This is a genomic window from Sulfurimicrobium lacus (genome assembly GCF_011764585.1).
GTDB lineage: Bacteria > Pseudomonadota > Gammaproteobacteria > Burkholderiales > Sulfuricellaceae > Sulfurimicrobium > Sulfurimicrobium lacus.
On the sequence record NZ_AP022853.1, the window covers coordinates 1350788 to 1364486 of the forward strand.

General features: G+C 60.0%; 18 protein-coding genes. 15 read left to right on the forward strand and 3 right to left on the reverse strand.

Translation table 11 applies throughout. The annotated features are described in order from the left end of the window. Positions 1-18: 18 nt before the first annotated feature. Both SKTS_RS06730 and SKTS_RS06735 read left to right on the forward strand, forming a co-directional pair. Positions 19-2349: a hypothetical protein gene (locus SKTS_RS06730; RefSeq protein WP_173062151.1), complete on the forward strand. Its 2331-nt coding sequence runs from the start codon at positions 19-21 to the stop codon at positions 2347-2349. Between the two features lie 89 nt (positions 2350-2438). Continuing rightward, complete coding sequence (locus SKTS_RS06735; protein WP_173062154.1) at positions 2439-3302, forward strand: tetratricopeptide repeat protein; 864 nt, start codon at positions 2439-2441, stop codon at positions 3300-3302. Between the two features lie 44 nt (positions 3303-3346). Here SKTS_RS06735 and SKTS_RS06740 read toward each other — a convergent pair whose 3' ends face one another. Both SKTS_RS06740 and SKTS_RS18960 read right to left on the reverse strand, forming a co-directional pair. After that, a complete protein-coding gene (locus SKTS_RS06740) occupies positions 3347-4294 on the reverse strand; it encodes a TAXI family TRAP transporter solute-binding subunit (RefSeq protein WP_342343009.1) in 948 nt (315 codons plus the stop codon). Next, positions 4222-4722, reverse strand: a complete 501-nt coding sequence (locus SKTS_RS18960; protein ID WP_244617463.1) for a TAXI family TRAP transporter solute-binding subunit — start codon at positions 4720-4722, stop codon at positions 4222-4224. The genes SKTS_RS06740 and SKTS_RS18960 overlap by 73 nt, the downstream gene beginning before the upstream one ends. A 217-nt stretch (positions 4723-4939) precedes the next feature. Between SKTS_RS18960 and SKTS_RS06745 the strand changes: the two genes are divergently transcribed. Continuing rightward, complete coding sequence (locus SKTS_RS06745; RefSeq protein ID WP_173062157.1) at positions 4940-5338, forward strand: ankyrin repeat domain-containing protein; 399 nt, start codon at positions 4940-4942, stop codon at positions 5336-5338. Beyond that, positions 5335-5652, forward strand: a complete 318-nt coding sequence (locus SKTS_RS06750) for a hypothetical protein (RefSeq protein ID WP_173062160.1) — start codon at positions 5335-5337, stop codon at positions 5650-5652. Before SKTS_RS06745 ends, SKTS_RS06750 begins: the two co-directional genes overlap by 4 nt. 150 nt (positions 5653-5802) lie before the next feature. On the opposite strand, the gene SKTS_RS06755 is transcribed toward SKTS_RS06750, so the two are convergent. Then, positions 5803-6543, reverse strand: a complete 741-nt coding sequence (locus SKTS_RS06755) for a S24 family peptidase (protein ID WP_173062163.1) — start codon at positions 6541-6543, stop codon at positions 5803-5805. 182 nt (positions 6544-6725) lie between these two features. Between SKTS_RS06755 and SKTS_RS06760 the strand changes: the two genes are divergently transcribed. The 11 genes from SKTS_RS06760 (at position 6726) to SKTS_RS06810 (ending at position 13676) form a co-directional block, all read left to right on the forward strand. Next, a complete protein-coding gene (locus SKTS_RS06760) occupies positions 6726-7103 on the forward strand; it encodes a helix-turn-helix domain-containing protein (RefSeq protein WP_173062167.1) in 378 nt (125 codons plus the stop codon). Position 7104: 1 nt separating this feature from the next. After that, the gene (locus SKTS_RS06765; RefSeq protein ID WP_173062170.1) at positions 7105-7545 is read left to right on the forward strand and encodes a hypothetical protein; all 441 of its coding nucleotides are present in this window, start codon (positions 7105-7107) and stop codon (positions 7543-7545) included. Continuing rightward, positions 7542-9602, forward strand: a complete 2061-nt coding sequence (locus SKTS_RS06770; protein ID WP_173062173.1) for a Mu transposase C-terminal domain-containing protein — start codon at positions 7542-7544, stop codon at positions 9600-9602. Before SKTS_RS06765 ends, SKTS_RS06770 begins: the two co-directional genes overlap by 4 nt. A gap of 55 nt (positions 9603-9657) precedes the next feature. Continuing rightward, complete coding sequence (locus SKTS_RS06775) at positions 9658-10404, forward strand: AAA family ATPase (RefSeq protein WP_173062176.1); 747 nt, start codon at positions 9658-9660, stop codon at positions 10402-10404. Further along, positions 10405-10995: a winged helix-turn-helix domain-containing protein gene (locus SKTS_RS06780; RefSeq protein ID WP_173062180.1), complete on the forward strand. Its 591-nt coding sequence runs from the start codon at positions 10405-10407 to the stop codon at positions 10993-10995. Continuing rightward, the gene (locus SKTS_RS06785) at positions 10973-11305 is read left to right on the forward strand and encodes a helix-turn-helix domain-containing protein (protein ID WP_173062183.1); all 333 of its coding nucleotides are present in this window, start codon (positions 10973-10975) and stop codon (positions 11303-11305) included. Before SKTS_RS06780 ends, SKTS_RS06785 begins: the two co-directional genes overlap by 23 nt. 144 nt (positions 11306-11449) lie before the next feature. Next, positions 11450-11683, forward strand: a complete 234-nt coding sequence (locus tag SKTS_RS06790) for a Mor transcription activator family protein (RefSeq protein ID WP_173069036.1) — start codon at positions 11450-11452, stop codon at positions 11681-11683. A gap of 24 nt (positions 11684-11707) precedes the next feature. Beyond that, on the forward strand, positions 11708-12013 hold the full coding sequence (locus tag SKTS_RS06795) for a hypothetical protein (RefSeq protein WP_173062186.1): 306 nt from the start codon (positions 11708-11710) through the stop codon (positions 12011-12013). A 5-nt stretch (positions 12014-12018) separates the two neighbouring features. Further along, a complete protein-coding gene (locus SKTS_RS06800) occupies positions 12019-12480 on the forward strand; it encodes a hypothetical protein (RefSeq protein ID WP_173062189.1) in 462 nt (153 codons plus the stop codon). Between the two features lie 40 nt (positions 12481-12520). Beyond that, the gene (locus tag SKTS_RS06805) at positions 12521-13060 is read left to right on the forward strand and encodes a flagellar basal body L-ring protein FlgH (RefSeq protein WP_173062192.1); all 540 of its coding nucleotides are present in this window, start codon (positions 12521-12523) and stop codon (positions 13058-13060) included. Between the two features lie 130 nt (positions 13061-13190). Continuing rightward, complete coding sequence (locus SKTS_RS06810; RefSeq protein ID WP_173062195.1) at positions 13191-13676, forward strand: M15 family metallopeptidase; 486 nt, start codon at positions 13191-13193, stop codon at positions 13674-13676. The last annotated feature ends 23 nt before the right edge of the window (positions 13677-13699 follow it).

Genomic DNA, 13699 nt, shown 5'->3' on the forward strand with positions numbered 1-13699 from the left:
TTGCTGGATATGCCTTTATTGAAAACCCCTGTTTCCCTTGCCCGCCACGTGCTGGCCATCGTTCTGTTGACGGTGTGTTCTCTGGCTCAAGCCCAGATTGTCGACCACATCAGCGTCACTCCACATGAACACGATGCCGAGATCGTCATCCAGTTCGCCCCGAAAATCCTCTACCTGAGGCACACGCCGCTGCACGAAGGGAAGGACCTGCGTGTCTTCATCCGCCTGCTCGATGCCGACCTGCTGGAAAACGACCTGGCGCAGGAGACCGTGTCCGCCCCCAAAACAGACCGCGTGCCGGATATCAAGGTGACCTATCCGGAACTGGTTAATGGCATGCTCGTGGCGTTCTCCAGGTCGACCAGTTTTACAGTGCGCCCTGGGACGGACGGGCGCAGCATCGTCATCACGGTTCCGCTGCTCCCGCCCGCCAAGACGGCGCCGATCGCGCCACCTCCGGAGAAGAAGCCAGCCGAGGTCGTCAGCAAGGTCGTGCCGCCTGCGCCGCCGGCTGCAATCGCAGCGCCGCTGGCGAGCAAACCGGCAGAGGCCGTTGTCTCTCCGGCCAAGGAAAGCGTGCCTGCCGAGGTTGCACCCGCACCCGCATCAGCACCTGTGCTTTCGACCAACGAGGTTGAAACGCGCGCCAAGGCATACATGGAAGACGCGCGCCGCGCCATGGCGGCCAAAGATTCCGCCACCGCCGTCAACCGCTTGAATCGCGTGCTCGGGTTGCCTTCCAGCAGCCAGACGGAATCTGCTCAGGCCATGATCGGCGAGGCGCGGGAAATGAATGGGGAGATGCTCAAAGCGCGTGCAGAATACGAGTTGTACCTTAAATTATTTCCTGCCGGACCCCATGCCAAGCGCGTCCGGGAGCGTCTGGCCGCACTGCCTTCTGGCGCGGCACTGGCGCGCAGCAAGCAGCGACCGCTGCCGCTGGAGGCCGGACCGGCGGAGTGGACCTTCAACGGAAGTATTTCCTCCTACTACTACACCGGGAAATCGCAGATCGAGACACTGGTGCCGCCGCCTCCCGGGCAGCTGACATTCAACCGCGACACCTTGTCGATGGTGGACCAGAATTCGCTGATCACTTCGATCAACCTCAATGCCCGGCGCCGCGATGCCTTCAGGGATACGCGCATCGTCGTGCGCGACACCGACAACCACAATTACCTCACGCCATCGCGCAGCTACAACCGGCTGTATTCGGCCTACATCGATCATAACGACCGTAAAGCCGGCTACTACGTGCGAGCGGGCAGGCAAAACCCGAACGGCATGGGCGTGATGGACCGCTTCGACGGATTGCAGGCGGGCTACAACCTGAACCCGGAATGGCGGGTAAACGGCGTTTACGGCGACGCGGTGGAATTCAATTCGCCGTTCAAGAAGACATTTTACGGTGCCAGCGTAGATCTGCTGCCCCAGGTCGGTCTTCCCGGAGTCAGCGTCTACGCCATCGAACAGACCCTGGACGGCATGGCCAACCGCCGCGCTTTCGGTACCGAGCTACGCTACTTCGACGGCCGTGTCACCGCCTACGGCATGCTGGACTACGATGTCCTGTACAAGGGGGTCAATATCGCCATGCTGCAGGCCAACTACCTGAGCGAAGGAGGAGATAACTACTTCATGGTAATCGACCACCGCAGAGCACCCTCATACAGTTTGACCAACGCCTTGCCCGCAGCGCCAGGCCTGACACTGCAGGAGATGGTCGCGCTGCAGGGGCTCGATCAGGTTCGTGCACAGGCAGTCGCTTTGACCGCCATGTCCGACATGTTCGCCATCGGCGTCACCCATCCGCTGACGGAGAACTGGCAGATCGGCGCGGATTACCGCCTGTCCTCCATCTCCAGCACGCTGCCGGTGATGGCGGTATTGCCGCTGGCACAGATCGGCACCTGTCTCGGCACGATCGATCCGGTAAACAATACCTGTGTGATCGATACGGCTTCGCAGCAGGCGTCGGGAAAAAATCACGTGTTGAGTTTTCAGACGGTCGGCACCAACCTGTTCTATGCCAACGCGGTGGGTGTGGCGAATCTCAGCCTGATCCAGGGGCCGACCTATGTCGGCCAGGCGCTGAGCCTCGGCTACGCTATTCCCTTCTGGGAGCGTTGGCGTCTCGACGCGAACCTTCGCTACTACACACAGAAGGATGACAGCGACAACAAGCAGGACCGGATATCGCCGAGCCTGAAACTTGCCTATCAGTGGCGCAGCCGGCTCTTCCTGGAAGGGGAAATTGGCCGTGAAGTATCCAATTCAACAGGGCCTGCCCGCGACGACCACACCACGCGCGACTATATGTACGTGGGTGTGCGCTGGGATATCAATTGAGGTACGCCGCCTGCTGAAACGCTGCTGCGGCTGATCGTTGCCGGGTATAACAAGCATCACAATTCATAATTTTTCAGGAAGACTTAAAAGTGGATTCAAGCGTAATCATTTTTACCATTGCTGTCGTTGTTGTCCTCGTTCTCGTGGTGCTGAGTGTCAGCGGCGCACTGCCTTTCGGGCGCCGGGGCCAGGGAGACGAAATCAGCGCTGCGCTGCGGCAGTTGCTGCTTGATCGCGCCGCAGGCATGGTTACCGGAGAGGAATTCGAACGCCGTCAGGCCGCGCTGCACGCGTCGCTTATGGGCGCGCCGCAGGCGAGCGCCCCTGCGCTGCGCCGCCACCTGCGCTGGGCCGTGCCGGCTGTCATCGCCATCGTCGCCGTGCCACCCGTTGTGATCTACACCTTCTTCGTCAAGCCCAAAGAGGTGCAAAACGCCCCGGCTCCGGTTGCTGCCATGGGGATGAGCGCACCGGGACAGAAAGCGCAGCCTCAGCCTCAGGCCAACAAAGGGGGCGACCTCAATACGGCAGCCAAACACCTGGCAGACAAGATGGCCAAGGACCCCAGTAACGGCGAGGGCTGGCTTCTGCTGGCGCGCACTTACGGCGAACTGCGCCAGCACAAGGAGGCCGCGAACGCCTATGCCAAGGCGGCCGCGTTGCTGCCCCCGGATGCATCCCTGCTGGCGGACTGGGCCGATGCCTACGTCATGACTCATGATCGCAAATGGAATGACGAAGCGCGCGATATCGTGAAAAGAGCTCTCGCAGCCGATCCCAAACACCTGAAAGCGCTCTCGCTCGCGGGTGGGGAAGCCTTCGACCGGGGCGATTACAAAACCGCCATCGACTACTGGAAACGTGTCAAAGCAGTCGCTCCAGCCGATTCGATGGACATCAAGCTGGCTGATTCCAATATCGCGGAAGCCACTGCGCGGACGGGCGGAAAGTAGCCTGATTCACCTGCCGGAGCGCCGGGAGGGCCACTGACCAAACGTCATTCCTTCGCCGGCTGATGTGATTCGGCTGGCAGGTCCGCGTGCTTGGACAGCAACCTGTTGCGAACGAAATTGATGTGTCCGCGCAGCGCGTAGAAAAGGTCGCCGAAAGAAGCCGGCACCGTGATCTTGTTTACAGTGTCCTCGATATGATCCAGGTGCCGCAGCAGTTCCTCGCTCCTCTTGGGGTCGAAAGAAGGCTCGAATGCGTCGCGCTCCAGCTCCAGCAATACCCGGTACCAGCGGTAAATGCGCGATTCGATGCGCCAGCGGTAGACCGTCGGCGCGATCTTGAGTGCCGGAATCAGCAACAGCGCAATCGGCACGATTGCCGCGAGTGCGCGCGCGACCAGGCCCGCGGCCCAGAAGGGGAAGGTGCGGTAGAGAAAACTCTTGCCTGACGTGTAATAGCGACGGGCATCCGGACTGATGGGAAACTCGTGCTCGACCGGGGTCGGGAACTCGCCGCGCTTCTTGAAAATTCCGGCCTTCCCGTGCACTTCCCGCGCGGCTTCGAGGAGCAGGTCGGAGAGCGCCGGGTGCAGGTCGTTCCGCGCGATAAGCTCCACCGTGGGGCCGATCAGGTACACGTCCTCGGCGGGGATGTCCTTGCCGAAATCGAGCGAACCCTTGGGCAGTTCCAGCTTGTTCAGATAGCTGATGCGGCGCGTGTAGCCGTCGGCCTGGGTGAAGCTGAACAGGTGGGCGTCTGGTGTGTGGAGCAGCTGGCGCATCAGGACCGTGGAGGTCGAGTCGCCCATGAGGAAAATGGCGTCGATGCGATTCTCGGTCAATGCACGCACCTCGTCGCCGGTGGTCGTGTCGACGTAAGCGGTGCCGTCATCCGGCGCAAAACCGTTGGTCTTGAGCAGCGTCAACGCCAGCGCGCGCGTGCCGCTGCCTTCCTGGCCGATGTCCAGCCTTTTGCCCTTGAAGTCGGAAAGCAGGGTTTTGGGTTTGCCGCGTTAAAGATCATCAGCGGCTGGTAGGACACGCTTCCCAGCGAAACCAGGTTGGCGGGGGCGGTACCCTTGACTTCGCCTCCCTGCACAAACCCGACGTCGACCTTGACCTTAGGGTCAGACAATTTCCTCAAGTTATCCACGGAGCCTTCCGAGGGCAGGATTTTCAGCGTGACGCCTTCCCTGGCCAGGATTTTCTTGTATTTCTCGGCATTCTTCTGGAAAACGCTGCCGCTGGGGCCGCCCGCGATGGTGATGGTGTTCGGCGCGGCGGAATTCATGAACACCAGGAAAGCCAGGCTTGCCGCCAGTCCGGCGAGCAGAATGACGCCCACCGACACCACCTGCCCCCGCCCGAACAGCGCATTGAGTTTCGCCAGCGTCCTGACAAGGTAAACTTTCGCGGCGACCATGGCATGCCTCCAGCTGGGCTTGATACTTGGACCAACAATTCTAAACCTGAAACTCCATGCCCAAGAAATATCGGCGGTTTCGCGCTTATATTTTCGGATTTGCGCCTTCGCCGGATGTCGCAAATCCGTACTATCATCTTCATTGCCGGATACATGGGCTGTCCGGCATTTCGCTGGGCCGTCCCGCGGAAAACCGAATAACCGGAGCTTGTGATCGATGAATGCAGCATGGGAGGCCGCCAGCAAAGGCGGCGACGTCCAGACGATCCGCGACTTTCTGGCACGGGGGGCGGACATCGACGCCCGCGACTGCTATGGACAGACGGCACTCATGCTGGCCGCGCATGCCGGCCACTCCCCGGTGGTCGAAACGCTCATCGCCCAGCGGGCAGACCTCGATGTGACCGCCAAATTCGGTTTGAGCGCCCTGATGCTCGCCATCATTGCCGGACATGTGGAGATAGCACATCTGCTGGCGAAAGCCGGCGCCGACCTTTCTCTCACGGGAAGCGGTGCACCGGGTTTCGCCGGCATGACTGCCTACGACCTCGCCCTCGCGCGGGGCATGCGCGGGTTGTCGGCAGAACTGGAAGGCAAGCCACTGGTGGGAATGTGAAATCGAACGCCGAGCGCTGCGCGGAATACGAGAGATTCAAAAAGATCGATGCCGCCTTCAAGGCGGGCGATCTTGCAGCGTTACGCAATGCAGTGGAGGACCCGGCCAGCATACCCAACGGACCGATGCCGCTGACCATAGGCGCGTGTCTGGAATATGCGATCTACCACAGCCCCTTGCCATTTATCACCGAACTGCTGGAGATCGGCGCCGACCCCCATCTCCGCACACGAATCGATGACTGCGAAACGCCTCGCGAGATGGCGGAGAATGTGGGGAGGTGTTTGATTTGGCACTGGGAAGAAGTGGGATAAAACGGGAACAAGTCAAACAGGCTCAAAGAGTTAACGAAAAATGAGCCGAAAAACCAATTTAACGCGATCCGCAAAAAAATAAGCAAAACTCAGTAGCATTTGCGCATCATTTGGCACTGCATACACATTATTTAATTACTTTTGCTCGCGTCACATTCGGCGGCCAGCCCAAACGACCCGCCCGATGATGTTGACCGTATCAGTGATCGAAGGCGCGATTTCTTCTGGCTGGTAGCCGGGATTATCGCTCCGAATGATCAGCCGACCATCAAACAAGCGCTGCACGCGCTTAATCCTCAACTCCCCATCCAGCGCGATCGCATAGATGGCGTCCTGTTTAACCCCATTCTCGCTACGATCCACCAAGAGTAAGTCACCAGGCCGCAACGTCGGCTCCATCGAATCGCCAACGGCGCTGATCAAGACCAGGTTCTTGGGGTTCGCGCCCAGTTCCAGGCGCACCCAATCCGCCTTGAAGGCCAGATGATCGACGATCTGCTCGCTATGTATTAACGCGCCATTCCCCATGCTACCGGCGACGTCATACCTAGGCACCAGGACGAACTCTCCTGGAAGCGCAGAGTGTATGTCTTGCGCTTTGACCCCAGCGAAATCACCCGATCCGGTGACAATCGGTCCGTTTGACTTGTGTGCGGTATAGGGCGCCGAGGATCGGCGCATTTCTCCCTCTCCAGTAAGCAGCCAGTTCGCATCTATACCAAGGTTCGCCATACCAGCAACGGCAGCCCCTCCGGGGATGCTTTTCCCATCCTCATAGTCGCGTATCGTCTGCGCGGCCGAGCCAATAGTCCGGGCGAGTTCAGGTGGCGAAAGACTTAGTGATTCTCTGGCCAGCTTGAAACGAACAGAAATTTCGTGCTTCAGATCCATGTTTACAGTTCAGCGCCCAAACCGTAAAGCCGAACCGTAAAATCGAATAGTGCTTTACGGTTTGTGTAAGCGACTGATTTTAATAACATACAAGTTATTTCGTGCATATCGAAGCGCTCCCTTGAACTGTAAACAAGAAATACCGTTTGCAATGCACGGTATTTCTTGCTAATGTATAACTCATGGACACAACTAAACACCGCAAAAAAACCAGCCGAGTGGTCGACTGGAACAACGCTTATATCGTGGCTGCCCTACATGCCGAAGGAAACAGCCTGCGCAAGCTCTCCCTGTCCCACGGCTACACCGCCGGCGCACTCAAAAACGCGCTGCACACGGCCTGGCCGAAGGGCGAAGCGCTCATCGCCGAAGCCATCGGAGAAAAGCCCTACGACATCTGGCCATCCCGCTACGGCGCGGACAAAAAACCGCTCTCCGGTCACGGGCAGCGCAAGGCTCGCGGTCAGGGCAGGCATATAGATACAAAAGCTATAAAGCGCAAGGCGAATGTTAACACCGTTAAAAGCCGATGCGATGTAGAAAGCACCGGGTCTGATTGACATGAAACGCGTCGACCCTTTTACACAAGACCTCTTCACCCAGCCACGCGCCGGAAGCCTGGCTTGCGGCATCGAAATCGCCGCCACAATGGTCGAAGCCATCGACCGCGCCCGTGAGCGCGGCATCACCCGCGAAATGATCGCTGCCAGCATGGGTTACCACCTGGGCGAAACCATGTCCGAGAACATGCTCAACGCCTACACCGCGCAGTCCCGCGACAAGCACGAAATCAACCTGCGCCGCGCCATGGCCTTCGACGCCGCACTGCAGGAAGACGTGCTGTTGAACCTGTACGCCCAAAAACGCGGTGGGCGGCGGGTGATCACCGATGAAGAAGCAGCCTATATCGAACTGGGTCGCATCCACCAGGAAGAAAAAGACTTAGCGGAGCGCAAACGCGCATTGCAGCTGATGTTAAAAGTAAAAGGGCAGCGAACATGAGTAAGCAGCCGGAAACAGCCTGGTACGCAGCATCCCAACTCGCCGGACTGGCTGGGATGCCAACTACAAAGCCGGGGGTGATTAACATGGCCACACGCGAATCATGGGAAAAACGCCCCCGCGCTGGCCGTGGCGGCGGTTGGGAATACCCGCTCACCTGCCTACCGAAAGAAACCCAAGCCGCACTCTTTACGCAGCTGATCGCAGCGCCCAGCGCGGCGGCCGCACCTGCATTGTCCGCCCCCGTCTCCCACGAACTCAAGGATTGGCAGCGCAAAAGCGCCGAAGCGCGCGCCGCCATCATCGCCGAGGTCAAGCGCCTCGCCGGCATGGCAGGCACCGAAAAGGCCGTCCAGGCCGTGATCGCCCTCGCCGAGAATAACGAGCTGCCCGAGCAGCTGCAGCGCCTGGTGCCGGTGGCCAACGCCAAGGCCGGATCGGACGGCAAGCGGACGCTCTCCCGTCGCTCGATCTACCGCTGGATGGCGGAAAGCGAGCAAGGGTTTGCCGCCCTGGCCCCGCGCATCAGCGAAGGCATGAAAGTGCCGGCCTGGGCGCCCGCGCTACTTGGCCTCTATCAGCAGCCGCAAAAACCATCCCTGAAAAAGTGCCTGGACGATCTGCCCAGCGTGCTGCAGCCAGGCATACCAGCTCCGTCCTACTGGGCCGCCCAGCGTTTCGTCGACAAGATGAGCAAGCTCGATCTGGAACGCGGCCGCATGGGGCCCCGTGAACTCAAATCCGTCCGCGCCTACGTCAAGCGCGACACCAGCCAGATGTGGCCGGGCGATGCCTACACGGCAGACGGCCATACCTTCGACGCCGAAGTCGCCCACCCGGCGCACGGTCGCCCGTTCCGCCCTGAAATCACCAGCGTGATCGACATCGGTACGCGTAAATCCGTGGGCTGGAGCATCGACCTGGCCGAATCGACCTGGGCGGTGTTGGATGCCCTGCGCAACGCGGTTGAAACGGGCGGAATCCCGGCGATCTTCTACGTCGACAACGGCTCAGGCTACAAAAACGCCCTGATGGGCGACGAGGCCACCGGCTTCATGGCGCGTCTCGGCATTACCATCAGCCACAGCCTGCCCTACAACTCCCAGGCGCGCGGCCTGATCGAGCGCTCCCACCAGAGCCTCTGGGTACGCGGCGCCAAGGATCTGCCCACCTACATGGGCGCGCCGATGGACCGCGAAGCCAAGCAGAGTTCATTCAAGATCACCCGCTCCGACATCAAGAAAGTGGGCACCTCCAGCCTGTTGATGCCCTGGGCTGAGTTCACCGCCTGGTGTCAGGACCAGGTAGACAGCTACAACAATCGCCCTCATCGCGGCCTACCTAAAATCACCGACGCCGAAGGCAAGCGCCGCCACCAGACCCCCAACGAAGCCTGGGACGCCGCCATCTCGGAAGGATGGAACCCGGTGGAAGTCGAGGCGAACGAATCCGCCGACCTATTCCGCCCCTACAAGGAGGTCACCACCCGCCGCGCCCTAGTGCAGCTCTTCAGCAACAGCTATTTCCACCGCGACCTGGAGCACTACCACGGCGAAAAAGTACGGGTCGGCTACGACATCCACGATGCACAGCACGTCTGGGTGCGCGATCGCGAAGGCCGCCTGATTTGCGTGGCCGAATTCGAAGGCAACAAGCGCAGCTACTTCCCCATGTCTGCCATCGAGCAGGCTGCCGAGAAGCGCGCCAAGGGACGCATCAAGCGCGCCGAAGCCAAGATCGAGGAAGCCGAGGCCGAACTTGCCCCGCCGGCACTCATCGAGCACCAAGTCGCCGAGCAGCTTCCGACGATGGACCTGCGCACGTTGCACGCCGATCTGCGCAAACTGGACGCAGAGGAGCTTACCGCCGCCAACGTGATCGAAATGCCCAAGTCCAAGCCGGCGCGCCCGATGTGGGATACCGACGCCGCCAAATACCGCTGGCTGATGAATAACCGCGAACACATGACACAGGACGACCAAGGCTGGTTGACCTGGTACCGGAATACCTCTGAATGGGAAGACCTGTTCGGGGATATAGAGATGGCCGCCTGGTAGCGCTAACTACCAGAACGGCCTTTTTGAAGCACGACAAGAATCAGGGAGTTTAGAAGTGAAGAAAATATTTGTCAAAAACATCGGTAATTACGAACGCTTCCGCACCGGTATCTCGGCAGTGGAAGGGCGGGGCGCGATCGAGGCCAGCATGATGCTGCTCACCAGCCCGGCCGGCTACGGCAAGAGCCAGACCGTCGACTATTGGGCGGTGCGGAACAGCGCCGCCTACCTGCGCGCCAAGGTCGAGTGGACGCCGCACTACTTCATGACAGAGCTGGCCGAAACGCTCAAGATCGACTCGCGCGGCCGCGCCAAGGACGTCTTCGCCCGGATCGCCGGGGTGCTCGGCAGCCAGCAGATCCCGCTGGTGATCGACGAGGTCGAGCACTGCATGCGCGACAACGCCCAGGTGCTCGAAGCCGTGCGCGACCTCTCCGACCTGACCGAGGTGATGGTGATCCTGGTCGGCATGGAGCAAGTGCAGAACAAGATCTCGCGCCACGCGCAGATCAGCAGCCGCATCGCCAAGGTGGTCGAGTTCGGCCCGGCCAGCTACGACGACGTGGGCGAATTCTGCCGGTCTCTCGCCGAGGTCGAGATCGCTCCCGATCTGGTCAGCGAGATCCACCGCCAGAGCGCCGGCCGCGTGCGCGAAATCCTCAACGCCATCGCCACCGTCGAGCGCGCCGCCAAGCGCAACGGCGCCGCCAAGGCCGCGCTGGCCGATATGGCCGGGCAGACCCTGATCCACGACTGGCAGACCCGCCGGCCGCGCGTGATCAAGTCGGCTGGAGCCCGTTAAATGTCCTGGCCAGCCCAAACCATTCTAACGGCCATCGTCGGCCTGGCACACCTCGATTGCGTGGACATCGACCTCCTCGTCCACCACACCAAGATGGAGCGCAAACAGATCGCCAACTCCTGCGCCATCCTGGTCAACCGCGAGCTGATCGAGCGCATCAAGCCCGGCTGCTACAAGCTGCTCCCCGCCGGCCATGTGCTGATCGCTCGCGGGTTTGAGGTCAAGAGCGGTCCGCGCGGCGAAACGGCCGTCAAGCAGCACACCGACACGCTGCGCATGAAAGCCTGGCGCGCCATGCGCCAGCGCAAGAAGTTCAGCCTGGGAGACTTGCTCGTCCTGGTGGCGAACGGCGGCGAGAAGGCCATCGAGAACAACGTCGGACAATACCTGCGCGCCCTTGAACGTGCCGGCTATCTGACGCGCATGGCGCGGCGAGAACCCGGAACCGCAATGACCAGCAACGGCTTCATCAGATACCTGCTGGTCAAGGACAGCGGCCCGCTCGCCCCGATCTGGCGGCCCAGCAAGGAAACCGTCTACGACCCCAACACCCAGGAGGAGCACAGCTATGCAATGGCTCAATCTGCTTAAACAGGCCGTGGATGGCGCCAACATCACCCAGGTGGCCGAAAGGATGGACGTGTCGCGCACCACGATCTCCCTGGTGATGTCGGGCAAATACCCCGCCAAAACCGACAATATCGCCGCCCGCGTGATGGACATTTACGGCCGCGTCGACTGCCCGTTCCTGGGCGTGCAAATCGTCCAGGCCGAATGCCGCGAACACTGCAGCAGCGCCGTCCCCACCAGCAGCCCACGCGCCATGAAGCACTGGCGCGCCTGCCAGTCCTGCCAAATCGGAAAGAACCTCAACCAGGAGGAAACATGCAAACCGCAATGAACACCTACCAACGCCCTGCGCTGGCGCAGAAAAAAGACCAGAACAGCCACATCCTCACCGGCCTGATCGCCGCCCAGCGCTGCTTCGACTGGCTGGAAGCGGAAGGCTTCGCCGTGATGGGCATGGACGTCGGCGCCCACGCCCATCGGCCTCGATGCCGCCCGCACGCTGGCATCCGAATACGGCGGCGAGGGGCACATGGACATCCCCCGCGCCGTGGCCGCCACCCGCGCCGCGCGCGATGCCTGCATTCACGCCGACCGCGCGGCAAGCATGACCCACCGCGAGCTGGCGCTGAAATACAAACTCACCGAGCGCCAGATCCGCAACATCCTCGGCGTCGAGGAAGAAGATGACAGGCAGGTGGGGCTGTTTTAGGATGCTGTTTTAGGGAGTTATTCGATGGATGTGACCAGAACACAAATCTACAAGGATTACCGCAAGGGACTGAACAGTACCGAGCTGCGCAGGTTGCGCCGTGAAATTCGACGGCAGGTCAAGGAAGACAAGGCCAGGGTAACCGAGATCCTCAAGCCATTCAAAGGCAGAAAACTGGATGAGGAAACAAAGCGCGATATCTATCAGGCGCTGATGAAGTCCGCCTGCACTTATGAGCAGAGCATTTCCGTCGAACGAGATCCGCAAAACACAGACCGCATCAACGTGAATATTCCGAGCGATATGGCTAACGTGTTTTTGAAAGGGTAAGGGCTATGAAAACATGCAAGTGCTGCAAGCACTGGGGCCACGGCAGGAAAGACGCCGAGAGTCGCCTGAAGTCGTGCAGCGCGCCGTTGATTGAGTACGGGTATGGCGTCGAAGAATCTAAGGTCGCCGACAGCGGCGCGATGGTGGAAGACGACGAAGGCTTGGGGATGGTGACTGGACCCGAATTCGGGTGTGTGCTTCATGAGGAGATTGCGGTGCGAGAACTATCGGGAAACGAAGTCGATTTGTTCGTGGATCAGCTTGAAGAAACTGCGGCGGCTCTAGGCGTCATTCTTGGCGACATCGACCAATATGCAAGCGATGAAACGAAGAAGATTATTACAGATCAGTTGAAGGAAATATTCGGTTTGTTACGGGCAGCTGAGCAGGGAGATTTAACGACCAGCTTCCATTACAAGCAGAAGCTTGAAAAATTCTGGGAGAGGAAAAAATCCCATGAAGACTAACGCCGAATTGCATATTTATTAACTTAAAGGGGTACGTGTCATGAAAAAGCTTCATCTGTTCGTCGTGTTGTTTAGTTTGGCCATGGCCGGATGCGGTAATGGCCAGCAGGCCGCAACGCCGGAGCAGCCGGCTCAAGTGGTCCCGCCTGCACCAATCAAGGATCACGAGTATTCGATGAAGGACGGGATGGAATACGGTTACGAGCGCGCTGTCAGCGCCGATGAGGCCAACCAGGGGACGGCGGTTTCGAGCCTGATCATGGTCAAATATGCAGGAAAGAAAGGCGATGATTACCAGGCTTACATAAAGGATGGATCGGTGTTCGCGGTGTTCCAGTGCAGCAACCCTTGCGAATTCATCAAGGTCATGACTTACCTGAGCGGCGAGCATGTCAAAACCGAGCGCATGCGCGCGACCGAAGGTACGGTGGGGTGGTCGATCATGGCCGATGCGATCAATGGCAAGCTTCATCCCTTTGTGGGCGAGAAGAACGGGCGGAAATTCAATGTCTGGTTTGATGAAAAGAACGGTCCCCAGCAACTCTGGATCGATGCCAAGGCGGGCAAAACCGGGACGTGATTCAAACGGCGCCGGTTGACGCCTTAACAGCGCCCGCGTAATCTAATTTAGCCCGGCCTCGCGCCGGGTTTGTCTTTTGCGGAAGCCTTTCCGCCTTAATCTCGCCTGACCCGCCCGCCACAATGGCGGCATGATTACTTCCCGCAAACTCGACGACCTGCTGCTGCCGGTCAAAATCAAGGCCCTCGATCTCATCAACGAGTGCAAGGCGCACGGCATCGACCTGCTTGTCACTAGCACCTATCGCGATTTAGAGGCACAGGCCGCCCTTTACGCCCAGGGCAGGACCGCCCCCGGGCGCATCGTCACCAATGCCCGCTCCGGGCAGTCATTCCACAATTACCGCGTAGCCTTCGACGTGGTTCCATTGCGCGGCGGCAAGCCGGTATGGGGCACCACCGGCAACGGCATCGACAACGACCCGACAGACGATGACAAAGACGATCTGGAGCTGTGGCAGCGCATCGGCGCCATTGGAGAAGAGCTTGGCCTGGAATGGGCCGGGCGCTGGACACGCTTCCGCGAATACCCGCATTTTCAATACACCGGCGGGCTGACGCTGGCCGATTTCGCCGCAGGCAAAACGCTGCCCATCACCCAAAGAGCGACGTCATGAAGATCCGTGTCTGGCATGTAGCC

Excerpts from the sequence above, each read along its gene's own strand:
- SKTS_RS18960 (WP_244617463.1), bottom strand. The coding sequence starts at position 4,722 with ATGGTCGCCGCGAAAGTTTACCTTGTCAGGACGCTGGCGAAACTCAAT.
- SKTS_RS06745 (WP_173062157.1), top strand. The coding sequence starts at position 4,940 with ATGAATGCAGCATGGGAGGCCGCCAGCAAAGGCGGCGACGTCCAGACG.
- SKTS_RS06755 (WP_173062163.1), bottom strand. The coding sequence starts at position 6,543 with ATGGATCTGAAGCACGAAATTTCTGTTCGTTTCAAGCTGGCCAGAGAA.
- SKTS_RS06760 (WP_173062167.1), top strand. The coding sequence starts at position 6,726 with ATGGACACAACTAAACACCGCAAAAAAACCAGCCGAGTGGTCGACTGG.
- SKTS_RS06765 (WP_173062170.1), top strand. The coding sequence starts at position 7,105 with ATGAAACGCGTCGACCCTTTTACACAAGACCTCTTCACCCAGCCACGC.
- SKTS_RS06770 (WP_173062173.1), top strand. The coding sequence starts at position 7,542 with ATGAGTAAGCAGCCGGAAACAGCCTGGTACGCAGCATCCCAACTCGCC.
- SKTS_RS06780 (WP_173062180.1), top strand. The coding sequence starts at position 10,405 with ATGTCCTGGCCAGCCCAAACCATTCTAACGGCCATCGTCGGCCTGGCA.
- SKTS_RS06785 (WP_173062183.1), top strand. The coding sequence starts at position 10,973 with ATGCAATGGCTCAATCTGCTTAAACAGGCCGTGGATGGCGCCAACATC.
- SKTS_RS06795 (WP_173062186.1), top strand. The coding sequence starts at position 11,708 with ATGGATGTGACCAGAACACAAATCTACAAGGATTACCGCAAGGGACTG.
- SKTS_RS06800 (WP_173062189.1), top strand. The coding sequence starts at position 12,019 with ATGAAAACATGCAAGTGCTGCAAGCACTGGGGCCACGGCAGGAAAGAC.
- SKTS_RS06805 (WP_173062192.1), top strand. The coding sequence starts at position 12,521 with ATGAAAAAGCTTCATCTGTTCGTCGTGTTGTTTAGTTTGGCCATGGCC.
- SKTS_RS06810 (WP_173062195.1), top strand. The coding sequence starts at position 13,191 with ATGATTACTTCCCGCAAACTCGACGACCTGCTGCTGCCGGTCAAAATC.